The 23,452-nt window shown below is 67.0% G+C and carries 22 protein-coding genes; 15 read left to right on the top strand and 7 right to left on the bottom strand.

Annotated features, from left to right (window positions below):
- Positions 1 to 107: 107 nt before the first annotated feature.
- The 3 genes from VGP60_RS41435 to VGP60_RS41425 are packed head-to-tail and all read right to left on the bottom strand — an operon-like array spanning position 108 to position 3,112.
- Positions 108 to 1,625, bottom strand: a complete 1,518-nt coding sequence (locus VGP60_RS41435; RefSeq protein WP_327553718.1) for a tripartite tricarboxylate transporter permease — start codon at positions 1,623 to 1,625, stop codon at positions 108 to 110.
- Entirely contained in the window at positions 1,626 to 2,129 is a 504-nt protein-coding gene (locus VGP60_RS41430) for a tripartite tricarboxylate transporter TctB family protein (protein WP_327553717.1), read from the bottom strand.
- Complete coding sequence (locus VGP60_RS41425; RefSeq protein ID WP_327553716.1) at positions 2,126 to 3,112, bottom strand: tripartite tricarboxylate transporter substrate binding protein; 987 nt, start codon at positions 3,110 to 3,112, stop codon at positions 2,126 to 2,128. The genes VGP60_RS41430 and VGP60_RS41425 overlap by 4 nt, the downstream gene beginning before the upstream one ends.
- A gap of 163 nt (positions 3,113 to 3,275) precedes the next feature.
- On the opposite strand from VGP60_RS41425, the gene VGP60_RS41420 reads away from it, so the two are divergent.
- From VGP60_RS41420 to VGP60_RS41405, 4 genes are all read left to right on the top strand, one after another.
- Positions 3,276 to 4,841 (top strand): sensor histidine kinase, encoded by a 1,566-nt coding sequence (locus VGP60_RS41420; protein WP_327553715.1) that lies wholly within the window; start codon positions 3,276 to 3,278, stop codon positions 4,839 to 4,841.
- Complete coding sequence (locus tag VGP60_RS41415; RefSeq protein ID WP_327553714.1) at positions 4,838 to 5,515, top strand: response regulator; 678 nt, start codon at positions 4,838 to 4,840, stop codon at positions 5,513 to 5,515. Before VGP60_RS41420 ends, VGP60_RS41415 begins: the two co-directional genes overlap by 4 nt.
- Positions 5,516 to 6,034: 519 nt before the next feature.
- The gene (locus VGP60_RS41410) at positions 6,035 to 6,331 is read left to right on the top strand and encodes a hypothetical protein (RefSeq protein ID WP_327553713.1); all 297 of its coding nucleotides are present in this window, start codon (positions 6,035 to 6,037) and stop codon (positions 6,329 to 6,331) included.
- A 31-nt stretch (positions 6,332 to 6,362) separates the two neighbouring features.
- Positions 6,363 to 6,845: a pyridoxal-phosphate dependent enzyme gene (locus VGP60_RS41405; protein WP_327553712.1), complete on the top strand. Its 483-nt coding sequence runs from the start codon at positions 6,363 to 6,365 to the stop codon at positions 6,843 to 6,845.
- A 17-nt stretch (positions 6,846 to 6,862) separates the two neighbouring features.
- On the opposite strand, the gene VGP60_RS41400 is transcribed toward VGP60_RS41405, so the two are convergent.
- A complete protein-coding gene (locus VGP60_RS41400) occupies positions 6,863 to 7,879 on the bottom strand; it encodes a hypothetical protein (protein ID WP_327553711.1) in 1,017 nt (338 codons plus the stop codon).
- A gap of 567 nt (positions 7,880 to 8,446) precedes the next feature.
- Here VGP60_RS41400 and VGP60_RS41395 point away from each other — a divergent pair.
- The 5 genes from VGP60_RS41395 to VGP60_RS41375 all read left to right on the top strand — a co-directional run bounded on the left by VGP60_RS41395 (position 8,447) and on the right by VGP60_RS41375 (position 14,721).
- A complete protein-coding gene (locus VGP60_RS41395; protein ID WP_327553710.1) occupies positions 8,447 to 8,836 on the top strand; it encodes a hypothetical protein in 390 nt (129 codons plus the stop codon).
- 119 nt (positions 8,837 to 8,955) lie between these two features.
- The gene (locus VGP60_RS41390; protein ID WP_327553709.1) at positions 8,956 to 10,098 is read left to right on the top strand and encodes a methyltransferase domain-containing protein; all 1,143 of its coding nucleotides are present in this window, start codon (positions 8,956 to 8,958) and stop codon (positions 10,096 to 10,098) included.
- Between the two features lie 30 nt (positions 10,099 to 10,128).
- Positions 10,129 to 10,971 (top strand): helix-turn-helix transcriptional regulator, encoded by an 843-nt coding sequence (locus VGP60_RS41385; protein WP_327553708.1) that lies wholly within the window; start codon positions 10,129 to 10,131, stop codon positions 10,969 to 10,971.
- Positions 10,972 to 11,113: 142 nt separating this feature from the next.
- Positions 11,114 to 12,172 (top strand): chitinase, encoded by a 1,059-nt coding sequence (locus tag VGP60_RS41380; protein ID WP_327553707.1) that lies wholly within the window; start codon positions 11,114 to 11,116, stop codon positions 12,170 to 12,172.
- A 242-nt stretch (positions 12,173 to 12,414) separates the two neighbouring features.
- Positions 12,415 to 14,721, top strand: coding sequence for a PQQ-dependent sugar dehydrogenase (locus VGP60_RS41375; RefSeq protein WP_327553706.1), 2,307 nt, complete (start codon positions 12,415 to 12,417; stop codon positions 14,719 to 14,721).
- A gap of 98 nt (positions 14,722 to 14,819) precedes the next feature.
- Here VGP60_RS41375 and VGP60_RS41370 read toward each other — a convergent pair whose 3' ends face one another.
- Positions 14,820 to 16,157: an NtaA/DmoA family FMN-dependent monooxygenase gene (locus tag VGP60_RS41370; RefSeq protein ID WP_327553705.1), complete on the bottom strand. Its 1,338-nt coding sequence runs from the start codon at positions 16,155 to 16,157 to the stop codon at positions 14,820 to 14,822.
- Positions 16,158 to 16,167: 10 nt separating this feature from the next.
- A complete protein-coding gene (locus VGP60_RS41365; RefSeq protein WP_327553704.1) occupies positions 16,168 to 17,343 on the bottom strand; it encodes an LLM class flavin-dependent oxidoreductase in 1,176 nt (391 codons plus the stop codon).
- A 232-nt stretch (positions 17,344 to 17,575) separates the two neighbouring features.
- On the opposite strand from VGP60_RS41365, the gene VGP60_RS41360 reads away from it, so the two are divergent.
- On the top strand, positions 17,576 to 18,154 hold the full coding sequence (locus VGP60_RS41360) for an NAD(P)H-dependent oxidoreductase (RefSeq protein WP_327553703.1): 579 nt from the start codon (positions 17,576 to 17,578) through the stop codon (positions 18,152 to 18,154).
- Between the two features lie 9 nt (positions 18,155 to 18,163).
- Positions 18,164 to 18,505, top strand: a complete 342-nt coding sequence (locus tag VGP60_RS41355; protein WP_327553702.1) for a helix-turn-helix domain-containing protein — start codon at positions 18,164 to 18,166, stop codon at positions 18,503 to 18,505.
- Positions 18,506 to 18,617: 112 nt separating this feature from the next.
- On the opposite strand, the gene VGP60_RS41350 is transcribed toward VGP60_RS41355, so the two are convergent.
- Positions 18,618 to 19,019, bottom strand: a complete 402-nt coding sequence (locus VGP60_RS41350) for a VOC family protein (RefSeq protein ID WP_327553701.1) — start codon at positions 19,017 to 19,019, stop codon at positions 18,618 to 18,620.
- Positions 19,020 to 19,123: 104 nt separating this feature from the next.
- Between VGP60_RS41350 and VGP60_RS41345 the strand changes: the two genes are divergently transcribed.
- The 4 genes from VGP60_RS41345 to VGP60_RS41330 all read left to right on the top strand — a co-directional run bounded on the left by VGP60_RS41345 (position 19,124) and on the right by VGP60_RS41330 (position 23,384).
- The gene (locus VGP60_RS41345) at positions 19,124 to 20,821 is read left to right on the top strand and encodes a hypothetical protein (protein WP_327553700.1); all 1,698 of its coding nucleotides are present in this window, start codon (positions 19,124 to 19,126) and stop codon (positions 20,819 to 20,821) included.
- A gap of 99 nt (positions 20,822 to 20,920) precedes the next feature.
- Positions 20,921 to 21,388, top strand: coding sequence for a MarR family winged helix-turn-helix transcriptional regulator (locus VGP60_RS41340; RefSeq protein ID WP_327553699.1), 468 nt, complete (start codon positions 20,921 to 20,923; stop codon positions 21,386 to 21,388).
- Positions 21,385 to 22,806 (top strand): MFS transporter, encoded by a 1,422-nt coding sequence (locus tag VGP60_RS41335; RefSeq protein WP_327553698.1) that lies wholly within the window; start codon positions 21,385 to 21,387, stop codon positions 22,804 to 22,806. The genes VGP60_RS41340 and VGP60_RS41335 overlap by 4 nt, the downstream gene beginning before the upstream one ends.
- On the top strand, positions 22,803 to 23,384 hold the full coding sequence (locus VGP60_RS41330) for an isochorismatase family cysteine hydrolase (protein ID WP_327553697.1): 582 nt from the start codon (positions 22,803 to 22,805) through the stop codon (positions 23,382 to 23,384). The genes VGP60_RS41335 and VGP60_RS41330 overlap by 4 nt, the downstream gene beginning before the upstream one ends.
- Positions 23,385 to 23,452 lie beyond the last annotated feature (68 nt).

Below are 23,452 nucleotides of genomic sequence, written 5' to 3'. Positions count from 1 at the left end.
CCCCCCACCGCCGCATTGGGGTAATCCCAGGCCCCGCCGGACGCTATGAACGGACCTTTCCTTGCAGGAGACGCTAGGAAAGGTCCGTTCATAGCGCGGGAATGGGCTTACGGGACCTTCTCCCGCTCCGGCTCAGCCTCCGAAGCCTTCGAAGCCGGGAAGAGCTTCCGGATCAGCGGGAAGAACAGCAGGATCGCGATGATCACGTACACCACGATCGAGAACGGCGTGTTCACCAGCCCGCTGAGATCCCCGTCGGACAACTGCAGCGCGCGCCGCATCTGCTGTTCCGCGGCCGGGCCGAGGATGACGCCGATGATCGCGGGCAGTACCGGCAGGCCGTAGCGCCGCATGGCGAAGCCGAGCACGCCGATCACGAACATCACCAGCAGGTCGAAGATGTCCGCGTTCACCGCGTACGCGCCGACGCTGGCGAAGAACAGGATGCCCGCGTAGAGGTACGGCCGCGGGATGCGCAGCAGCTTGGCCCACAGCGGCGCCAGCGGCAGGTTCAGTACCAGCAGCAGCGTCAGCCCGATGAACAGCGACGCGATCAGGCCCCACACCAGCGACGATTCCCGCTCGAACAGCAGAGGCCCCGGCTGGATGCCGTACTGCTGGAACGCGGCGAGCATCACGGCGGCCACCGCGGTGGTGGGCAGGCCGAGCGTCAGCATCGACACGAGGGTGCCGGCGGCCGACGCGCTCGCCGTCGATTCCGGGCCTGCGACGCCTTCGATGGCGCCCTTGCCGAACTCGGCGCGGTGCTTCCTCGACAGCTTCTTCTCGGTGACGTACGACAGGAACGTCGGGATTTCCGCGCCACCGGCGGGGATCGCGCCGAACGGGAAGCCGATGAGCGGTCCGCGCAGCCATGGTTTCCACGCCCGCTTGAGATCCGCCTTGCCGAGCCACGGCCGTCCGACCGGGATGGCCTCGGTGGCGGTGCGGCGCAGGTGCGCGGCGACCCACAGCGACTCGCCGACGGCGAACAGTGCCACGGCCACGATCACGACGTCGATGCCGTCGGCGAGGTGCAGTGAGCCGAAGGTGAGCCGTTGCTGGCCGGTCATCTCGTCGAGGCCGACGAGGCCGATGGTGAGCCCGATCAGCAGTGACGCGAAACCGCGGATGCGGGACGCGCCGAGTACCGAGGTCACGGCGATGAACGCCAGTACCATGATCGCGAAGAAGTCCGGCGCGCCGATGTCGACGGCGAATTTCGCGACGGTCGGCGCGAGCAGCACCAGCGCGATGGTCCCGATGATGCCGCCGACGAAGTGCCCGATCGCGGCCGCGGCCAGCGCCTGCGCGCCGCGGCCCTTACGCGCCATGGGATTACCGTCGATCGCCGCGACCACCGCCGCGCTTTCGCCCGGGGTGTTCAACAGGATCGACGTCGTCGAGCCGCCGAACATCCCGCCGTAGTAGATCCCGGCGAACATGATGAACGCGCCGGTCGGCTCCAGGCCGTAGGTCACCGGGAGCAGCAGTGCCACGGCCATCGCCGGGCCGATTCCCGGCAGGACACCGATCGCCGTCCCGAGCAGCACCCCCAGCGCGGCGAGCGCGAGATGCGTCGGGGTCAGCGCGGTGGCGAACCCGTCCATGAGTTGGTCGAACATCTAGAGCACTCCCATCAGCGGTCCGCCGGGCAGTGCCACGCCGAGCAGGTTGTTGAACACCAGGAAGGTCAGCACCGACAGGCCCGCGGCGATCAGCGGGTCGCGGACGAAATGCCTGCTGCCCAGCGCGTAGGCCGCGCCCCAGAACAGGATCGCGCCCGAGATCGGGAAGCCCGCCACACCGATCAGCGCGGCGTTGGCCAGGAAAGCACCACACAGCAACAGAACCGTGCGCCAGTCCGCCGGAGCGGCGAGGTCGACGTCCTCACCGCCTTCCGCTTCGCCGCGTCCGCCGCGCAGCACGTCCCGCGCCAGGAAAACGGCCACCACGAGCAGCAGCGTGCCGACCACGACCGGCACCGCCTTCGGTCCGATCGGCCCGCGCTGGGCGAAGTCGGTGTCGATGGTGAGCCCGTCGACCAGCACCAGCACGCCGAGCACCACCAGAACCGCACAGATGCCGAGTTCGGAGCGCTCCTTCAACCACGCTTTCGTCGTCGTCATGCCAGCCCCAGATCCTTCAGTACCGTCGCCACTCGCGTGTTCTCCTCTTCCAGGAAGGTCCCGAACTGCGCGCCGGGCGCGAAGGCGTCGGTCCAGCCGTTGCGCGCCAGCGCTTCCCGCCACTGCGGGGTGCCGTGCAGGTTCGTGAACAGCTCCACCAGCCGCCCGCGGTCGCCCTCGGAGATGCCCGGCGGTGCGACGATCCCGCGCCAGTTGCTGAACTTCACGTCGACCCCGGCCTCGCTCAGCGTCGGCGCGTCGACGCTGGGCAGCCGCGCCGCGCTGGTCACCGCGAGAACCCGCAGTGTGCCCGCTTCGATCTGGTCGCGGTACTCGCCGATCCCGGAAACGCCGAACGCGACCTTGCCGCCGAGCACCGACGCGAGCAGTTCGCCACCGCCGTCGAACGGGATGTAGTTGACCTGCTTGGGCACCAGGCCGATCGCCTTCGCCATCAGCATCGGCGCGAGATGGTCGGGCCCGCCCGGGGCCGAGCCGCCACCCACCGGGACCTTGCCGGGATCGGCCTTCCACGCCGTGACGAGGTCGCCGAGCGTCTGGTACGGCGAATCCTTGCCGACCACGACGATGTCGGGTTCCTCGATGAGCTTCGCGATCGGCGTGGTGTCGAGCAGCGACGACGGCGCCTTGTTCGTGTAAACGCTGCCGACCACGCCCAGGCCCATCGACATCACGAGCTTGCCGTTGCCCTCTTCGGCCACTGTCCGGCCGAGCCCGACCGTGCCACCGGCGCCCGGCAGGTTGAACACCTCGGCGTTGCGCAGCAGGCCGGTGTCCTCCATCGCCTTGGCCGCGATGCGCGCGGTGATGTCGTAGCCGCCGCCGGGAGCGTTCGGCACGAGCACCCGCAGGCCGCGGAGCTGACCTGTAGTGCTGGTGTCGCTGCCCGGGGTCAGCAACGGCGGCACCAGGACCACGGCCGCCAGCGCGGCCCCGATCGCCACCCAGTTGGTGATCCGCATTGATCTCCACCTCTCGTAATACCTGGGACGCATGGTGCACCCGGGCAGGGCGGGATGTCCCTTTGCGGGCTTAGCGGTCCTTTTGGTCTTTGTGGTCCCGCGTGCCTGTTGCCCTACTGTCAGTGCCCACGCGATACCCACGCGACGAGGCGGAGGAGGTGCGGTGGGCGGCAGAGGATCGTTGGCGCGGCAGCTCCTCGCGTGGCAGCTCGTGGTGGTGTTCACCCTGCTGTGCGCGGTGGGGGCGTTCGCCGTGGTCCAGGCGGGCGCGAACTTCGCGACCACCGAGGGACGGCGGATGCTGTCGGTGGCCGAGGACGTCGCCGCGACCTCGGCCATGCGCGACGCGCTGGTCGACCCGGTGCGGCACGCGGCGCTCGCGCCGTTCGCGGAGACCGGCCGGAGCCTGTCCGGCGCCAGCTACGTGATCATCGCCGATCCGGGCCGCCGGATCCTGACCTCGCCGAACCCGAACCAGCTGGGGGAGCCGCTGGAGCTCGGCGACAGCACTGTCCTGAGTGGCCGGTCCTGGGTCGGCGAGCTGGACGGCGCGATCGTCGCGCACGTCCCGGTGATCAGCGCCGACGGCGGTTCGGTGGTCGGGGTGGTCGTGGCGGGCCAGCAGTCGCCGGGGTTCTTCGAAGGCGTGCTCGACTCGCCCGACGAGGCGCTGCGGCTGCTGGGGATCGCGCTCGCGCTCGGCGTGATCGGCTCGTTGCTGCTGACCAGGCGGGTGAAGAAGCAGACCCTCGGCCTGGAGCCGCGGGAAATCACCGAGCTGGTCGAACACCGCGAGGCGCTGCTGCACGGCATCAAGGAAGGCGTCGTCGGGCTCGACCCGCAGCACCGGATCACCCTGGCCAACGACCACGCGCGGGCGTCGCTCGGCCTGCCCGAGGACTGTGTCGGCCGGTCCGTGCGTGACCTCGGCCTCGACGAGCGGCTGCAGGACGTCCTGACCGGGGACGCGACCGGCGCGGACCAGCTGGTGCTGCGCGAGGGCTCGGTACTGACGATGAACCGGATGCCGATCGCCGTGCACGGCGTCGAGGTCGGCGCGGTGGTGACGCTGCGGGACCGCACCGAGCTGATGGTGCTGCAGAACGAGCTCGACGCGAACCGGCACGCCACCGACACACTGCGGGCGCAGGCGCACGAGTTCAGCAACCGGCTGCACACGATTTCCGGGCTGATCGAGCTCGGCGAGTACGACGAGGTGCGCGGGTTCGTCCACCGGATCAGTTCCGCGCAGGGGCAGTGGCAGGTCGAGGTCGGCTCGCGGATCGACGACCCGGCCGTGGCCGCGCTGCTGATCGCGAAGTCCAGCCTGGCCGCCGAGCGCGGGGTCGGGCTGCGGATGGATCCGGACAGCCGGCTCGGCGACGTCGACGAAATGTTGTCGACCGATCTCGTGACCGTGCTGGGGAACCTGGTCGACAACGCGCTGGACGCGTTGGCGGGGGCGCGTGGCTGGATCGAGGTGTCGGTAACCGAGGACAGCGCGGGAGTTCTGGTCGTCGTGCGCGACTCCGGTCCCGGGGTGGCGCCGGACATCGCCGAAGAGGTGTTCCGCAATGGGTTCACCACCAAGGCCGCCGCGCAGGGGCAGCGCGGTCTCGGGCTCGCGCTGACGCGGCAGACGTGCCTGCGGCGCGGGGGCAGCGTGCAGGTGCACAACGACGACGGCGCGGTGTTCACCGCCAGGCTGCCGGTGGAGGTGGCGGTGTGATCAAGGTGCTGGTGGTCGACGACGATTTCATGGTCGCGAAGGTGCACAGCGGATACGTGGCGCGCACGCCCGGGTTCGAGGTGGTCGGCGTGGCGCACACCGGTACCGACGCGCTGCGCCTGGTCCGCGACCTCCGGCCGGACCTGGTGCTGCTCGACATCTACCTGCCCGATCTCGACGGCCTCGGTGTGCTGCGAGAGCTGCGCGCGGGGGAGGCCGACGGGGTGGACGTCATCGTGATCACCGCCGCGACCGCCGTGGAGACCGTGCGCAGTGCGATGCGCGGCGGGGTAGTGCACTACTTGATCAAGCCGTTCGAGTTCGGGGCGCTGCGTGATCAGCTCGCTCATTTCGCCGCGCTGCACGAGAAACTCGACCGGCTCGCGTCCGCCGGGCAGGCCGACGTCGACCAGGTTTTCGGCGCCCGCCCGAGCAGTACGCCGACCCTCCCGAAAGGACTGACCGCGCAGACGGCGTCGCTCGTGGAGCGGGCGCTGCGGTCGCGGCCGGACGGGATTTCGGCGAGCGAGTGCGCCGAGCTGACCGAGCTGGCGCGCGTCAGTGTCCGGCGGTACCTGGAGCACTTCGTCGCCACCGGCCGCGCCGAAGTGCGGCTGCGCTACGGCGGAACGGGACGGCCTGAGCGTCAATACGTCTGGCTGGCAGGTACTTGATCGGAAGCGCAGATGTGGCGTGTCGTGGGATGCCCTGAACGACGCGTTGTGGGCGTTGAGTGACACGAACGCGTCGTTCAGGGCACCGCCGGTCGGGTGGCCGCGTGGGGTCGTGAGTGTTTACGAGTGTTAGAACACTTGTTGCCACTCACGACCCCACCTGACCAGCGGAAACGTCCGACGCACTTTCTCGCCAAAGTGCGGCGCTGAGTACATCGGTGACCCGGAGGACATCAACGAGGCGGAACGCGTCGCAGGTCGGATTGCTACCTGTCCTCGCGTTCCCGCCACACTGAATCTCATGCGTGTGGCGTCGGGAGCCCGGCGGCGGTCATGTGCCCGTAGAACGATCGCATGGCGTGGTCCGCGCTGAATGGTGCCAGCCGTCGATGGCTGGAAGGTGCTTGATCGGAAGGGCGTGCCTGTCTCCGCCTTGGTCGTTGCGGCTGCGCCGCTGGTCATCCTCTGGCACCTGTCGGTGAACGGCGGTGTGATGGCACGCGGTTTAACATAGGCACCGTGGACAGCCTGAACCTGCACATCCCGTCGCCGCTCGTCGAAGTTCACGACAAGCTGCTCCAGGCGCGAGAGGTTCGGCTCTACCTCAAGCGTGACGACCTCATCCATCCGAATTTGAACGGAAACAAGTGGCGAAAGCTAAAATACAACCTTGAAGAGGCGCGGCGAACAGGTGCATCGACTCTGCTAACTTTCGGCGGCGCCTACTCGAATCATATTCGAAGTAGCTGCCGCTGGTCGCTACTTCGAATTCAGGACGATCGGGATTATTCGAGGCGAGGAGCATCTACCCCTTAATGATTCTCTCGCCTACGCCGAGAATCATGGGATGCTCCTCAAGTATATGGACCGCTCGACCTACCGAAGAAAGAGTGAAATCAATGTCGCCAAACAACTGCATCGCGAGTTCGGCGAGTTCTACCTGATACCAGAAGGTGGCAGCAATTCCCTGGCGTTACACGGTTGCGCAGAAATTATTGAGGAAATCACGGTTGATTTCGATGTAATCTGCTGCTCATGTGGCACTGGCGGGACGCTAGCAGGAATTGCGGGCGCGTTACGGAAGGATCAGCGCGCGCTTGGGTTTGCAGTTCTCAAGGGTGCATCTTTCCTGAACGACGACGTATCAGCTTTCCAGGAGTCCGCATTTGGTCGCACGACATCCAACTGGTCGATTGAGCAGGGTTTTCATTTTGGTGGATACGCCAAGAAGAATGTCGACCTGAAGAGATTTATTTCTTCATTTGAAGCACTGCATGAAAAGTCCTTGAAATTCGCCTGCGGGGCCAAAGACCATGTTCGGGTTGCTTAAGCTGGGACTACTGAGGTTCACGCTTTAAAGTGGTAGTTGCGCAAGCCTGACTTGCCAGATGGTCCCTGCACCCAGTTCAACTCCCATTTATTGCTGTCCACCGAAGACTTGCGGTCGAATCCGACCCACATTCCCCTCATGGTCTTCCCCATCGGGTCTATCGAGAGCTGAATGGCGCCATGATAAACTGAGCCGCGGTAGTATCCGGTCGGAGAAGTGCGCTCCGACCATACTCCAGTTGCTACGGATCCATTAAGGTTGAAATCGAGCTTTAGCTGCGAACCATTCTCGGCTGGCACACTTTCGCCAAAAAATCGATCGCCCTGATGGCGCATTGCCACGTAGTGCTCGCCCGTAAAATCGGCGGCTCTTCCAGTGCTCGTGTATTCGTAGCGACTGTGCCAAACTCCTGAGAGATCATCCTCCATTTTGGTGACTGCGGGTAACTGTGCGGATTTATCTTCGTCGGCCAGGGCGGGCGATGCGGCTGCTAGGGTGAGGGCAGTGCTCAACTTAAGAAGTAGTGCTCTGCGATTGAGTCCCCCACCAGCGCGGCTCGCCCAGGCTGCCGTCAGGCGCGCGAATTCGTGCACGTCGATCAGTTCCAATCTGGAAATAAGTTCGTGAATATCCGGAATCTCGCTCTGATCCGACAGTTGTGAAGAACCCAGTGTGGTTATGGCCGACACCTGGGCCAGCTTCAGATTGTCACTGTATGCCGAATCGGCGGAGCGAAAGTCAACGCAATCACTGACCAAGTCGGCAATGCTGCATTCGTAAAGTTCAGCCAGTCTTCCCAAGACGTCAAGCGATGGTGCGTACCCAGTCGGCCCTGGCCACAGCTCCCAGTATGAGAAGTTTTTGAACGTCTTTGGATCGGCGGGCCAACGACTGTTCCAGTGCTCGGCGGCGTCGCGCTGACTCCAATCGCGAACCATCCGGAGCGCGGCCCGAACGTTTAAGCCGTAGCGATCACTGAACACGGCTGCGATCTCGACCCATGTCCTGTGCTCTGCGCGCAGGCCGGCGGCCAATTCCCGTTGTTCCTGTCGGAGGCTCCGTAGTGCCGGTGGCATGTTCCTATCCCTCTCTGGCGGGCACGAACCGTAGCGCCACAGCGGCGTACCGCAGAACGTACCAGTTGAACAGGGATGAAGTGTCCCACAAGATCACGGCACCACGGGGTGTCTTAGGGCACTGACCTGCGGTTTCCTTGTTTGAGCAAATGAGGTTTCCGGGAGGGCCCGAATGACCACGACAGTACGCGTTCACATGACGTGGGTGACGTCCGTTGGCGGGCGGATGGATCACGCGGTGGCCGATGACGGCATGGCGCCGGGGTTGTCGCGGTCGGGTGAGGTGTTCGTGGCGGTGTGTGGTGCCCGTTTCCTGCCTGCGTCGATGTGTGCTGCGCCGGGTCTGGTTTGTAGTTCCTGCCGCATGTTCCTCGAAGCGCGGGAGTCGAAGTGGACGGTGGAAGCACGTTTGGGGTCCACCCGGCACCGTTTACATCGGCCGGGGCGGTTCGCGCGTTTACGGGCTGCGCTGTTTGCTTCCGCTGCTCCGCCTGTCCCGGCGTTACGGCCCGCAGCGAGGCGGGCATGAGTTGGCCCATCAGCAACATGTCGACGTGGCGTGAACCGGGCGGCTTGGTCGAGGACGTGCACCGTGCCGAGCCTGGTCAACCCGGCTGCGATGACGCCGGATTGAGGTTCCCGATGAAAGGTGAGGGAGAGGTGATGGAGTGGGCGGACCGTATCGGACGTCTGAACTCGGCGATCAACGCTGAGGTGGACGACCTCATGGACATCATCGAATGCGGCCGCGGCGGTGGACCGCAAGTCGAGATCGGCCGGGTGGCGGACGGCCTGATCGTTTTGGGTGAGCACCTCCGGGAAACGGCTGCCGACCTGCTCGACGTCGGCAACGGCGCACGCCAATTGGGCCAGACAGTCAAAGAGTTCCGCGCAACCGCGCGGTGCCTAGAGTGAAATCCAGCAGGGGAGGTCACGTCGATGGGTGGCAACAAGCACGATGGGGAAGACGACTCGCAGACCGATCACGTCGGTCAGGGGTCCGGTGGCGGCACGACGGTCAGCGGAGACGACAAGTGACCATCGCTGACGGCGATGAGGGTATCGCTGCGCTGGTGAAGGAACTGGACTCGGCCGGCACGCTCCCGGCCGGGTTCGGCCCTCTCCTGCACGCCGTCCCTCGCGAGCAGTTCATCCCGGCCCGAGCGTGGGCGAAGGTCGACGGACCCTACGAGGCACTCGATCGCAGCACGCGTCCGGATCAGTGGCTCACGGCTGTCTACTCGGATCGGTCTGTGGTGACCCAGTTCGACGACGGCCGGACCGTGTGGCCCGCTGTGGGTCGTCGGCCGACCTGTTCGGCGTCCATGCCCTCGGTGGTCGGAGCCATGCTCGACACCCTGGGCACGACGACCGGGGACACGGTGCTGGAGATCGGGACCGGAACAGGTTTCAACGCCGCGTTGCTCGCCGAACAAACGGGCGCGAACGGTTCGGTGACCACGATCGAGGTCGACAGTCACCTGGCGGTCGGGGCGCGCCGGAACCTCGATGCCGCCGGGTACCGGGACGTGATCGCGGTATGCGGTGACGGCGCGCTCGGTGCCCCTGACCGGGGTCCGTTCGACCGGGTGATGGCGACCGCCGCCGTTCAACTGGGCCGGGTGCCGTTCGCGTGGGTGGAGCAGACCAGGCCCGGTGGCGTCGTCGTCGCGCCGATCCGGGCTGAGCTGGCGTCGGGCCCGTTGGTGCGGTTCCTCGTCACCGACGAGGACACAGCCGTGGGACGCACCGTGCCGATGAGTGTCGGTTTCATGGAGATTCGTGCCCACCGCACCCCGACCACGGACGACGAGGTGCGATCGGAAGACAGCGCCGAAACCTCCCGGCTGTCCGACATCGACCCGTGGGCGGTGCTGGGCGATTCCGCGGCGAGGTGGGCGGTCGCGGTCTCGGTGCCGTCCTGCCGTTACGACTTGGAGGACAGCACACCGGAACGGCCGTACCCGGTGGCATCTCTCGGAGATCCGCTGTCCGGATCGTGGGCGGTGATCGTGCCGCAGGTGGGTCGGTACCTCGTCCGGCAGGCCGGACCCCGTCGGCTGTGGGATGAGGCCGAGGCCGCGTACCACTGGTGGCAGGGACGCGGCCGCCCATCGGTCAACGCCTGGGAATGGGCTATCACCCCCGACCGGCAAACGGTCCGGCTCCCGAAGTAGTACGCCTCTTCACAACGGCAGGAATTCATTGTGGTGAAAGAAAAAGGAACCCTGCCCACAATTCGCAGTCGTGAGCTGGGGAACGGGCTGCGAGCCGCGATGCGGGCGTCCGGGATGGGAGTGCGGGATCTCGCGCGACGACTCGGCTGGGCGCATCCGTATGTGTCGCATCTGCTGAGCGGAAACCGGAGCTACAGCGAAGTCGACCTCTTGAGTGTCCTCTTTGCCTGTGACGTCAAACAGGACGAACGGCAGCGGCTTCTTCACCTGGCGGGGGAATCGAGAACCCAAGGCTGGCTTCAGCAGTACGACTCGGTCGTGCCCGAACAGCCTCGCACTCTCCTCGACCACGAACGCGAGATGATGAGCCTGTCGGGAATGTACCTGTGCGTTCTCCCGAAGTTGCTTCAGACCGAGGAGTACGCACGAGCGACGCTCGCCCATGGGGCCAAGGACGCTGAAGCCCGAGTGCGGGCCCGGCTCGCCCGGCAGGACGTGTTCACCCGCTCCCCGCCACCGCGGACGGCTTTCTTCCTGCACGAGGCCGTGCTGCGGGCGACAGTGGGTGATCGGGCGACGTTGTCCGGGCAGCTGCACCATCTGCTCAGGATGTCGGTCCGCCCCAGCCTGGAACTGCGGGTCATCCCGAGCGCGCTGGGTGTGCACGCCGGGCATGCGGGCTCGTTCACGCTCATGGAGTTCGCCAAGTACGAACCGGTGGTGTACCTGGAAAGCGAGGTCTCGGCAGTCTTCCTCGAAAAGCCGCACCAGATCGCCGCGTACCGGCGAATACTTGCGGCCCTGGACAGTGACGCGCTTGACCGGAAGGCGTCGCGGGAACTGATCGCCGCGATCGCGCTCGAGCACTCGTGACAGGCCTGGGTGAGGACGTCGTCACTGCCCGTAATAGGTCTAGACCACCCGATCGTAGGTAGTCACCGGTACCGGTCCGCGCCTATCTTGGGCCGACGGCCGTCGTTCGTACCTTTGTGCTGCTTCGTGATGGGAGCTGGATATGTTCGGTCGGTCTTCTCGTGTGCTCGGAATCGCTTTGGCGGCGGCACTCGCCGTGCCCATGCTCGTGCTCGGCGGACCCGCGAACGCGTCGGTCCAGGCCGACACCTGCGCGGTGAAGTCGAAGCCGGCGGGCAAGGTGCTGCAGGGCTACTGGGAGAACTGGGACGGTGCCGCGAACGGCGTCCATCCGCCGCTCGGCTGGATACCCATCACCGACAGCCGCATCAAGGAACACGGCTACAACGTCATCAACGCGGCGTTCCCGGTGATCCGTTCGGACGGGACGGTGTTGTGGGAGAACGGGATGGACGCGGGCGTGAAGGTCGCGACCCCGGCCGAGATGTGCGCGGCCAAGGCCGCCGGCGCCACGATCCTGATGTCCATCGGTGGTGCGGCGGCGGGGATCGACCTCAACTCCACCGCGGTCGCCGACAAGTTCATCGCGACGATCGTGCCGATCCTCAAGACGTACAACTTCGACGGCATCGACATCGACATCGAGACCGGGCTCGTCGGCAGCGGCAGTATCACCACCTTGTCGGCGTCGCAGGCGAACCTCATCCGGATCATCGACGGCGTGCTCGCGAAGATGCCGTCGAACTTCGGCCTGACCATGGCCCCGGAGACGGCGTACGTCACCGGTGGCAGCGTGGCGTACGGCTCGATCTGGGGCTCGTACCTGCCGATCGTGAAGAAGTACGCCGACAACGGCAAGCTCTGGTGGCTGAACATGCAGTACTACAACGGAAGCATGTACGGCTGTGCCGGTGACTCGTATTCGGCGGGCACGGTCGCGGGCTTCACCGCGCAGACGAACTGCCTCAACAAGGGCCTGGTCGTGCAGGGCACCACGATCAAGGTGCCGTTCGACAAGCAGGTCCCCGGTCTGCCCGCGCAGCCCGGCGCCGGTGGTGGCCACATGGCGCCGAACCTGGTTTCGCAGGCGTGGAACAGCTATTCGGGCGGGCTCAAGGGCTTGATGACCTGGTCGATCAACTGGGACGGCTCGAAGAACTGGACCTTCGGCAACAACGTCAAATCCCTCCAGGGCCGCTGACCCCGCCCGCGCGAGATGGCGACATCTCGTGACCTCTCACGAACTAAGAGATCGCCATCTGTCGACAGATGGCGGCAATTACCAATTCCCGTTTCGTCGGGCTGCGGGTTATTCACCCTCATTCCGGTTTTTAGCGACTTCTGCGCAATTCCTCTTCATCGGTAACGAAATTCGGACTTAGAGCGCCATACGCCTCAGGAGTCGTGTTTCTTCCCAGTCCCCGGTGAAGAGGAGTTCGAGTCATGGGTTTTCGCCGCCCGTTTTTCCTGCGTAGATCGAGACGCGCGTTGGCGGTGGGGGTGATCGCCCCGCTCGCCGCGGCCCTCGCGGTGGCCGTCACCACCGCGGTGCCCGCCGCCGCGGCCGTGCCCGACGGGTTCACCGACACCGTCGCGATCGGCGGGCTGAATTCGCCGACGGCCGCGGCGTTCGCGCCGGACGGCCGGGTGTTCGTCGCGGAAAAGAGCGGCCTGGTCAAGGTTTTCGACTCACTCGCCGACACCACGGCCACGGTGTTCGCCGATCTCCGTACCCAGACCCAGGATTTCTGGGACCGCGGCCTGCTCGGCCTGGCCGTCGATCCAGCTTTTCCCGCCAGGCCTTACGTCTACGTCTCCTACACCCTCGACGCGGTGCCCGGCGGAACCGCGCCGCGCTGGGGTGACACCTGCCCGACACCGCCGGGCGCGACCGACGCCGGTTGCGTGGTGACGGGCCGGATCTCCCAGCTGACCATGGGCTCGGGCGGGATCGCCGTCAGCGAGAACCCGCTTGTCACCGGCTGGTGCCAGCAGTATCCCAGCCATTCGGTCAGCGCCCTGTCCTTCGGCCCCGACGGCGCGCTCTACGCCGGCGGCGGTGACGGCGCCAGCTTCAACTTCACCGACTACGGTCAGGTCGGAAACCCCTGTGCCGACCCGCCTTCCCCGGCGGGCACGAACCTCGCCCCGCCGAACGCCGAGGGCGGCGCGCTGCGTTCGCAGTCGATCCGGCGCACGGCCGGGCAACCGGTGACGCTCAACGGAACTCTGCTGCGCATCAACCCCGACACCGGCGAAGGCATGCCCGGCAACCCGTTCGAGAGCAGCGCCGACGCCAACGCGCGCCGCGTGATCGCCTACGGCATGCGCAACCAGTTCCGGTTCGGGTTCCGCCCCGGCACCAGCGAGCTGTGGTCCGGTGACGTCGGCTGGAACACCTGGGAGGAGATCAACCGGATCCCGAACGTCGGCGACGCCGTCGCGGAGAACTTCGGCTGGCCCTGTTTCGAAGGCAGCGCAAGGCAAAGCGGCTACGACGGCGCGAACCTGACCCGCTGCGAATCGCTCTACACCGCGGGCGGGCAGGCCGCGCCGTACTACGCCTACAACCACAGCGCCAAGGTCGTCGCGACCGATCCCTGCCCCACCGGTGGCTCCTCGATCAGCGGGATCGCCTTCGAGTCGGAGAGCAACTACCCGGCCGCCTACGACGGAGCGCTGTTCTTCGCCGACTCCTCGCGTGGCTGCATCTGGGCGATGCAAACCGAGGCGGGACAACCGAGTCCGGGCAAACTCGTGCCGTTCGTGACCGGCGTCAACGTCCCGGTGCAGGTACTGACCGGGCCCGGCGGTGACCTGTTCTACGTCGCGCTCGGCGCCGGCCAGCTGCGGCGGGTCAGCTTCCCCGGCGGCACCAACCACCCGCCGGTCGCGGTGGCCACGGCGACCCCGGCCAGTGGCCCGGCGCCGCTCGCCGTCCAGTTCGACGGCACCGGCTCCACCGATCCCGACGCGGGCGACACCCTGACCTACGCCTGGGATCTCGACGCCGACGGCGCGTACGACGACTCCACGGCCGCTCAGCCGACCCGGACCTACACCGCGGCCGCGGCGATCGACGTCGGCCTGCGGGTGACCGACCCGGACGGCGCGTCCGCGACCACGACGGTCCGGGTGACCGTCGGGACGCCGGTGGGCCAGGACCCGGTACCGGTCATCGACACGCCGACCGCCGCGTTCACCTGGTCGGTCGGCCAGACGGTCCCGTTCTCCGGACGCGCCACCGACGCGCAGGACGGTGAGCTGCCGCCTTCGGCGTTGTCGTGGCGGCTCGCGATCCGGCATTGCGCGTCGAACGGCACGTGCCATACGCACAACGTCCAGGACTTCGCGGGCGTGGCGTCCGGCTCGTTCGTCGCGCCGGACCACGAGTACCCGTCGCATCTGGAACTGACGCTGACCGCGACGGATTCCAGCGGGCGCGCGGCGTCGAAGACCATCGAGCTCCAGCCGAAGACCGTGGTCCTCAGCTTCACGTCCAACCCGAGCCAGGCCATGCTGACCGTGGGCGGGACCCAGCAGCGCACGCCGTTCACGCGGACGGTGATCGCCGGATCCACCAACTCGATCAGCGCGAACAGCCCGCAGAACGTGCCACCGCTCAACCTGAAGTACGCCTACACCAGCTGGGCCCACGGAGGTGCGATGACGCAGAACATCGTCGCGCCTGCCACGCCCACGACCTACCGGGCGAACTACCGGCTCTGCTGGCTCCTGCAACCCTGCTGAGGTTCGTCGTCCATCGCGATCGGTGCCGTTACCACCGGTCGTGATGGACGACGTCCGCCCTCGTGAGTGTTTCGCGGGGTTCTAATCCCGCGAAACACTTACGAGACGCCGAGGTGGTCGCGCAACGTCGGTCCGGTGTATTCGGTGCGGAACACCCCGCGTTCCTGCAGCAGCGGCACGACCTCGTCGGCGAATTTGTCGAGCCCGCCGGGAGTCACGTGCGGTACGAGGATGAAGCCGTCGGCCGCGTCGGCCTGCACGAGGTCGTTGATCGACTCCGCGACCGTCTGCGCCGAGCCGATGAAGGTCTGGCGCGCGGTCACCTCGATCATGAGGTCCCGGATCGAGAGATTCTTCGACTCTGCCAGCTCCCGCCACTGTTTCGCGGTGGCCAGGGGATCGCGGTACATCCTGACGCTGGCGCGGCCCTTCGCGATGGTGTTCTCGCCGAGCTCCGGGTCGACGGCGGGGAGCGGCCCGTCCGGATCGTAGGAACTGAGGTCGCGGTTCCACAGCTGTTCCAGGAACTTGATCGCGGTCTGCCCGCTGACCTGCTGGCGCCGGACGACGTCGGCGCGTTCCTGGGCATCGGCGTCGGTGTCTCCCAGTACGAAGGTCGCGGCCGGGAGGATGACCAGCTGGTCGTGCGTGCGGCCGTGCTTGGCCAGCCTGCCTTTGACGTCGGTGTAGAACGCCTGGCCCGCTTCGAGCGTGCCGTAGCGGGAGAAGATGGCGTCGGCGGTGGCCGCGGCGAACTCGCGGCCCTCGTCGGAGTCGCCCGCCTGCAGGATCACCGGCCGGCCCTGCGGGCTGCGCGGCACACTGAACTGGCCGGAGATGTCGAAATGCGCGTCGTGGTGCTCGAAGGCGCCCGCCCGCGCGTCGGACAGGAACACGCCCTTGTCCTTGTCGGCGATGATTTCGTTGCCACGCCAGGAATCGAAGAGCTCCCACGTGGTGCGCAGGAACGTCTCGGCGCGTTCGTAGCGCTGGTCCTGCGCGAGGAATCCGCCGCGCCGGAAGTTCTCGCCGGTGAACGCCTCCCACGAGGTGACGACGTTCCACGCGGCGCGACCGGCGGAGAGGTGGTCCAGCGACGCGAACTGCCGGGCGACCTCGTAGGGCTCGTTGAAGGTGGAGTTGATCGTCCCGGCGAGCCCGAGGCGCTCGGTGACCGCGGCCAGCGCGGCGAGCACGGTGAAGGTGTCGGGCCTGCCGACGACGTCGAGGTCGTAGATCTCGCCGCCCTGCTCACGAAGACGCAGGCCTTCGGCGAGGAAGAAGAAGTCGAACTTCGCCCGCTCGGCTGTCTGCGCCAGCCGGACGAACGAGCTGAACTCGATGTGGCTGCCCGCTTCGGGGTCGCTCCACACAGTCGTGTTGTTCACCCCGGGGAAGTGCGCGGCCAGGTGGATCTGCTTCAACGGCTTGGTCATCTCGTCCCCCTCAAGCGACGTAACGGTTTGCGGGCCGGTCCAGGCCGAGCAGCCCGCGTAGGGTGCTCGCCTCGTACCCGGAGCGGAAAGCCCCGCGGGAGCGCAGTTCCGGGACCAGACCCCGGGTGATCGCGGTCAGGTCGTGCGGGAGCGCGCCGGGCCGCAGGCGGAACCCGGACAGGCCGGCGTCGTGCCAGGCGAGTAGCTGGTCCGCGAGCGCGGCCGGGGTCCCGGTGAAGACGGCGGCGTCGGAGGTGAACTCGGCTCCGGCGCGTTCGTCGAGGCGCGCCTTGCGATCGGCGGCCGCTGCGGCTGTGTCGTCGAGGAACACCACGAGGTCACCGAAAGTGTGCAGGGCGCTTTCCTGCCCCTGGCGGATCTCGGCGAGGATCGTCGGCACGTCGTCGATGCTTTGCGGGGTAAGGAAAACGACGTCCGCCGAGGCCGCGGCGAACCGGAACGGCGCGGAGGTGTGGGCGAGGGCGGCGACCAACGGCTGGCCCTGTGGCGGGCGCGGGGTGATCGACGGGCCCTTGACCTTGAACCAGCGGCCTTCGAAGTCGATGTAGTGCAGCTTTTCGCGGTCGACGAACCGGCCGGTCGCCACGTCGCGGATCTCGGCGTCGTCCTCCCAGCTGTCCCACAGGCGCCGGAGCACCTCGACGTAGTCGCGGGCTTCGTCGAACAGCTCGCCGAGGAGCCCGGTGCCGTCCCGGGCGTCCTCGGGCTTGAACTCGGGGAACTCGCGCCGCCCGAAGTGCTTGGCCGCGTCCTGGCGTCCGGCGACCTGGACGCGTACTCCGGCGCGCCCGCCGCTGACGAAGTCGAGTGTCGCGATGGCCTTCGACAGGTGGAACGGTTCGGTGTGGGTGACCACCGCCGTCGGCACGAGCCCGATCCCCGACGTGAGCGGGGCGACGCGGGCCGCGATCAGCACCGCGTCGAGGCGGCCGCGCACCTGGTCGGTCCGCTCGTCGGGCCCGTCGAACGGCGAGGGGTGGAATCCGAGCGAGTCCTCGATGGTGACGAAGTCCAGCAGGCCTTTTTCCGCCTCGAGCACGAGGTCGGCCCAGTATTTGGCGGTGAACAACTCACCGGGACGGGCGTCGGGCTCACGCCAGGCGGCCGGATGCCAGCCGGCGCCGTCCAGTGCGACGGCGAGGTGCGGGCCGGATCGCTGTGTCATACCGGATTTTCCCTTCGACGGCTGTTCTCGCATTCTCCGCCGAGTTCGACGGACGGCGCCGGAACGGCCATCTGCTGGGACAACGGCGGATTTCCGGGGCGAGCGGGAATATCCGGCGCGTCACGCGTTGTGATCGAGGCTACTCGAAAAGTCGCTAAGTTATCCGTAGTCACTCAGCTTTTTTGGGTACGATCCCGGTGATCGTCGTCGAGAAACACCGAGGAGACACGCAGTGACCAAGCTCGAGATCATCGTCGCCAGCACCCGTCCCAACCGGGTAGGCCTGAAGATCGGGGAGTGGATCGAGTCGGAGGTCGTGGCGCACGGCGGCTTCGACGAGATCGAACTGGTCGACCTGGCCGAGGTGGATCTGCCGTTCATGAACGAGCCGAACCACCCGCGCCTTGGCCAGTACACCCACCAGCACACAAAGGACTGGAGCACGAAGATCGCCGAGGCGGACGCGTTCCTGTTCGTCATGCCCGAGTACAACTACGGCTACAACGCCGAACTGAAGAACGCGATCGACTACCTGCACAACGAGTGGCACTACAAGCCGGTCGGCCTGGTGAGCTACGGCGGCGTCTCGGCCGGTACCCGCGCCGCCCAGATGATCAAGCAGGTCGTCACCACGCTGCGGATGACCCCGATCTTCGAGGCCGTGTCCATCCCGTTCGTCCAGCAGTTCATCATCGATGGCAAGGTCGTCCCGAACGACGTCATGACGACGTCGGCCAAGGCCATGCTCGACGAGCTCGTCCGGGTCAACACGACCCTGCTGGCACTGCGTCAGGGCACTACGGAGAAGTGAGTCAGGGTCATGGATGACGTGCATCGCGTATGCGTGCGGTTCCACGCCGCGATCGAACTGATCGGGGCGCGCTGGACCGGCGCGATCCTCCGGGTCATGTTCACCGGGCAGACCCGGTACGCCGAGATCAAGGCCGCGGTGCCTGGCCTGAGCGACACCATGCTCGCCCAGCGGCTGCGCACTCTCGAAACCGAGGGTCTCATCGAGCGCCGCGTCATCCCGGCCACCCCCGTTCAGGTCGAGTACCACCTCACGGAGATGGGACTCGACCTGGAACCGGTGCTGGCCAGCGTCATCTCGTGGTCACACCGCTGGATCCCGCTGCCGGACCAGGACGCCGTCGGCGCGTAGTACCCCGCGTCCTGGCCCGACTCACCCTGAACGCCACGAGCTGTCGGCATCACGTGATCTCTTGGCACCTAAGAGATCGCCATCTGTCGACAGATGGCGAAGGTGGCGCGGGTCAGGGCGTGGTCGGTAGGGCGGCGTAGAGGTCGACGGCGTGGCCGTCGGGATCCTGGATCGTCGCGTAACGCTGGCCCCAGAAGGCGTCCCAGGGTTCCCGGTGCGAGGTGTACCCGGCCTGGACCAGTTCCGCGTGGATCTTGTCCACCTCGGCGGGGCTGTCGCAGACGAACGCCAGGCTGACGCCGCTGCCGGCCTGCGGGGCTTTCCATTCCGGGTCGAAGGACCGGATGTTGGCGATGGTGTCCCAGGCGAGACGCATGCCGCCGGGCAGGGAAACCTCCGCGTGCGGCTGCTGGTCGGCGTCGGCGGGGAATCCCATGCCGAGCTGCCGGTAGAACTTGAGCGACGTGGCCATGTCCGCCACGGCCACGCCGATGAAATCGAATCGGGGAGTCATGCGGGCAAGTCAAGCGAAGCACCCGGGCGGGGTCTTGAACGGATCGGACACCATCGGGTGATCACGCTTAGCGAAAAGTTAGCGGCTCCTGCGAGGCTCGGAAAGTGGCTTCCCCCCGATTGGCGTTCTGCTTGGCGATGTCGGCCGTCCTGGTGCTGACGGCGTGCGACTCCGGCGAGCCGAAGCAGTACACCACGGCCGAGACGACGGCGGCGTCCCCGGAATTGGCGGCCAGGTTCGCCCCGCTGGTGCGCTTGGCCGAGGGGGAGACGCTGAAGCCGATGGACGCGACGCGGTTCGTCGAGGGGTCGGCGCTGCGCTACGACCATCGCGGTGCCTGCCCGGACGAGGGCCCGGTGGCCGACCCGGTCGACCCGCGCAAACTCGGCAAAGGCGACTACAAGCACACGGATGTCGTGCCGGGCGAGCCGTCGCCGGAGCCGGTCACGTGTCCCGGGCACGGCGGCCCCGAGCACTCCACCGCCGACGATCCCACGGGTTTCTACCTCGACCCGCCCGACGCGCTGCGCGAGGGCGAGGGCACGGGCGCCCCGGTCTACTGGGAACTCCACAAGGATGACCAGGGGCGCACGGCGTACGTCTACTGGTTCTTCTACGGCTACAACAACTTGCTGATCGGCAACAGGCACGAGGGCGACTGGGAGCGGGTCGCGGTCCAGTTGCGCGGGAACGAACCGGTGGCGGTGACCTTCGCCAAACACGGCGGCGATCCGTGCATGGTGCCGTGGCTGGAACTCCAGCGGCAGCAGGAACATCCGGTGGTGTACTCGGCGCGAGGCTCCCACGGTTCCTACGCGACCGACGGGTTCCACCGCGTGGCGCACACCGTCGACCGGACGTCGGACAAGGGCGAGGCATGGGAGACGTGGTCGAACGCGCGGCCGGTCGACCAGGAGCCCTGGTGGGGATACCGCGGCTGGTGGGGCGCGCAGGTGGGGATGAACGGGTTCAACGGGCCGATGGGGCCGTACCCGAAGCGGTTCCTGCCGGGCGTGTTCACCGACCAGCGGTGCGAGCCGCCGACCGACGAGCCGCCGGTGGCCGAACTACCGCCCGGGTTCGAAGGCGTCTGGGAGACCAGGGAACCGGTGACGCAGACACCCGTGGTGCCCGGCTACCAGATGCGGGTCACGCTGGCGAAGGACAAGAGCAGCGTGCGGTACCGGAGCAACTGGACCGACCCGGACGTGCGCCTCGACTGCGGCGGGGCCCTGACACCGACGACGTCGACGGCCCAGTTCGTGGAGTTGCGGGAGACCATCGACTCCGACGTGCACCACACCTGCGTGCCCGAGGTGACGGTCAGGCTCGAGCTGAGCGGGGATTCGCTCAAGGTGACCAACACCGGCGGCGGCACGACGGCGACGGCCACGCTTTACCGGCCGTCTCCGCCGAAGACCACGGAACAGCAGTCGGTGCCCAAGACGAAGGAAGGCGCGATCCAGCGGTACGAGCAGTTCCTCCACGGGCTCGGCAAGGAGGACATCGGCACGGTCTGCGAGATCGCCGGACCGGGGGCGAAGGTGGCCGAGGACAAGGGGTTCGGGCCGTGCAAATCGACCTACGCCATGGTGTTCCAGATGATCTCGCCCGCCCAGAAAACGGCGCTGAAGACAGCGTCGATCGATCCGAAGCTCGTTTCGGTGCGGTCACCCGGCAAGGTCGAGATCCCGGTCGAGGCGGTGAAGTCCGGCGCCACCTTCACTGACGACGACCTCGGCGGCTACACGCTCGAGTACCTCAAGGACAACTGGTTCATCACCGGTAGCCCGACAGGTTAGCCGAGCCGGTTAGCCGAGCTGGTTAGACAAGCTGGTTAGACAAGCTGGTTAGACAAGCAACTTGTGCAAGTAGCTTGGCTAAGTGCTACGCTGATCAACATGAGTGACGCACGGGATCCCGCGGAGGTCGCCGTCCGGCTTTCGGTGGCCATCAAGCGGTTGCGGTCCCGGTTGCGGGAAGAAGGCGGGATAAGCACGTCCGGCTTCACGATCTCGCAGCTGGCGATCCTGCGGCGCGTCATCGTCGAAGGCCCGGCAACGGCCGCGACGATGGCGGCGGACGAACACGTGAGCCAGCAGGCGATCGCGCAAAGCGTCGCGGCGCTCAAGGAAGCCGGGCTCGTCCAAGGCGAGCGTGACGCGGCTGACGGACGCAAGCTGCTGATCAGCGCGACCGTCACCGGCCGGGAGATGTACAAGACGTTGACCGCCTCGCGCATGGCGTGGCTGGACCAGGCGATCGACGCCGTCGTCGGACCGGAGGAGCGGCGGGATCTCGACGTCGCGATCGAGCTGCTGGAGCGACTGGCAGGAGTGGATCTCGGCGCCGGCGCGGAGTTCCGGTGAGCTCGCTGAAAAGCGGGGAAATCCAGGCAGGACAGGCGAAAGCGTTCTCGTGGCGGTTCGTGACGCCGTTGTTCCTCGGCTCCGCGCTCAACCCCATCAACAGCTCGCTGATCGCCACCGCGCTGGTGCCGATCGCCGGCGCCCTGCATGTCACGGTCGGCCGGACAGCGGTGCTCGTCGCGGGGCTGTACCTGGCCAGCGCCGTCGCGCAGCCGACGGCCGGGAAGCTCGCCGACGAGTTCGGGCCGCGCAAGATCTTCCTGACCGGGATCAGCATCGTCTTCCTCGGCGGCGTCCTCGGTTCCCTCGCCCAGAATCTGCCGACCCTGGTCGTCGCCCGTGTCCTCATCGGGATCGGGACATCGGCGGGCTATCCGTCGGCGATGCTGCTGATCCGGCGCCGCGCCACAGGCGCGGGCATGTCCGCGCCACCCGGCGGTGTCCTCGGTGGACTGTCCATTTCGGGCAATGTGACCGTCGCGATCGGCCCGCCGATCGGCGGTGTTTTGGTCGGCTGGCTCGGCTGGCAGGCCGCGTTCCTCGTCAACATCCCGTTCGCGCTCGCCGCGCTGGCCATGACGCTGCGCTGGATTCCCCGCGACGACCCGGCCACGGGATCCCGGCGGCTGCGGGAAATCTTGGCCAGGATCGATCTGCCCGGCATCGTCGGTTTCGGCGGCACGATGACGGCGCTGCTGGTGTTCCTGTTGTCGTTGCCCCGTCCGGATTGGCTGGCGCTCGTCATCGCCGTGGTGGCCGGAGCCGCGTTGATCTGGTGGGAGCTCAGGGTTTCGACACCGTTCTTCGACGTACGGCGGCTCGTCTCGAACGGCGCGCTCACCCGGACCTACCTGCGCTCCGCGTTGATGCTGCTGGGCGTGTACACCGTCCTTTATGGACTTACGCAGTGGATGCAGGCCGGGCGCGGGCTTTCCTCGGAACAGGCCGGGCTGCTCATCCTGCCGATGGGTGCGGTGGCCGCCTTCGTGATCCGGCCGGTTTCGAAGCGAAACCTCGTGCGCAGTCCGTTGACAGTCGCGGCACTGTGCATGCTGGCGGCGTCGGTGGTGATCCTGTTCCTGGACTCCCACAGCCCGGTCGTCCTCATCGTCGGGGTGACCGTGGTCTTCGGCATCACCGTCGGCACCACCTCGAGCGGCAACCAGACCGCGCTCTACGCCCAAGCCCCGGCCGATCAGCTGGGGACCGCTTCCGGGCTGTTCCGCACGTTCAGTTACCTCGGTTCGATCGCGTCGTCCACGATCACCGGCATCGTCTTCAGCTCCGGCGTCACCGACCAGGGCCTGTACACGCTCGCCTTCGTCCTCATCGGAGTCAGCGCGCTCGTGCTGCTCATGGTGGTCACCGACCGCCAGTTGAAGGTTCCCTTATCCGACAAGCAAAGGAACACCGCATGACCACGCCCGTCGACCCGAGCCGCACCGCGTTGATGGTGATGGACTTCCAGCCCGCCATCGTCGCCAACCTCCCGGACGCGGCCGCGCTCCTCGCCAAGACCGCCGGTGCCATCGCCCAAGCCCGCGCCGCCGGCGCGAAGATCGTCTACGTCCGGGTGGCGTTCACCGCCCAGGACTACGCGGCGGTTTCCCCACGCAACAAGTCCTTCGCGGCCTTGGCCGGCGGCGGCTTCCTCGACGACGCAAGCCCGGAGTCGGGGATCCATCCCGATCTCGTTCCCGAGGACGGCGACATCGTCGTCACCAAGAACCGCGTCGGCGCGTTCAGCACCACGAAACTCGCCCACATCCTCAACGCGCACGACATCGACACCTTGGTTCTCACCGGCATCTCCACCAGCGGTGTCGTGTTGTCGACCCTGCGGGACGCGGCCGACCACGACTACCGGCTGCTGGTGCTGGCCGACTGCTGCGCCGACCCGGACCCCGAGGTCCACCGCGTCCTGGTGGAGAAGGTGTTCCCGCGCCAGGCCGACGTCGTCGGCACCGCCGCGCTGCCCGCGATCCTCGGGCGATAGCTCAGAGAGCCTCCCGAGCGCGCTTAACTAACCTCGCCATCTGTCGACAGATGGCGATCTCTTAGGTG

Origin of the sequence: Amycolatopsis sp., from assembly GCF_036008905.1 — a bacterium.
Taxonomy (GTDB): Bacteria; Actinomycetota; Actinomycetes; order Mycobacteriales; family Pseudonocardiaceae; genus Amycolatopsis.
This window is presented reverse-complemented; position numbering and strand designations above follow the sequence as displayed.

Bases quoted from the DNA above. Each gene is read 5' to 3' on its own strand.
- VGP60_RS41435 (WP_327553718.1), bottom strand. From the start codon at position 1,625: ATGTTCGACCAACTCATGGACGGGTTCGCCACCGCGCTGACCCCGACG.
- VGP60_RS41430 (WP_327553717.1), bottom strand. From the start codon at position 2,129: ATGACGACGACGAAAGCGTGGTTGAAGGAGCGCTCCGAACTCGGCATC.
- VGP60_RS41425 (WP_327553716.1), bottom strand. From the start codon at position 3,112: ATGCGGATCACCAACTGGGTGGCGATCGGGGCCGCGCTGGCGGCCGTG.
- VGP60_RS41405 (WP_327553712.1), top strand. From the start codon at position 6,363: ATGCTCCTCAAGTATATGGACCGCTCGACCTACCGAAGAAAGAGTGAA.
- VGP60_RS41395 (WP_327553710.1), top strand. From the start codon at position 8,447: ATGAGTTGGCCCATCAGCAACATGTCGACGTGGCGTGAACCGGGCGGC.
- VGP60_RS41380 (WP_327553707.1), top strand. From the start codon at position 11,114: ATGTTCGGTCGGTCTTCTCGTGTGCTCGGAATCGCTTTGGCGGCGGCA.
- VGP60_RS41375 (WP_327553706.1), top strand. From the start codon at position 12,415: ATGGGTTTTCGCCGCCCGTTTTTCCTGCGTAGATCGAGACGCGCGTTG.
- VGP60_RS41370 (WP_327553705.1), bottom strand. From the start codon at position 16,157: ATGACCAAGCCGTTGAAGCAGATCCACCTGGCCGCGCACTTCCCCGGG.
- VGP60_RS41365 (WP_327553704.1), bottom strand. From the start codon at position 17,343: ATGACACAGCGATCCGGCCCGCACCTCGCCGTCGCACTGGACGGCGCC.
- VGP60_RS41355 (WP_327553702.1), top strand. From the start codon at position 18,164: ATGGATGACGTGCATCGCGTATGCGTGCGGTTCCACGCCGCGATCGAA.
- VGP60_RS41350 (WP_327553701.1), bottom strand. From the start codon at position 19,019: ATGACTCCCCGATTCGATTTCATCGGCGTGGCCGTGGCGGACATGGCC.
- VGP60_RS41340 (WP_327553699.1), top strand. From the start codon at position 20,921: ATGAGTGACGCACGGGATCCCGCGGAGGTCGCCGTCCGGCTTTCGGTG.
- VGP60_RS41330 (WP_327553697.1), top strand. From the start codon at position 22,803: ATGACCACGCCCGTCGACCCGAGCCGCACCGCGTTGATGGTGATGGAC.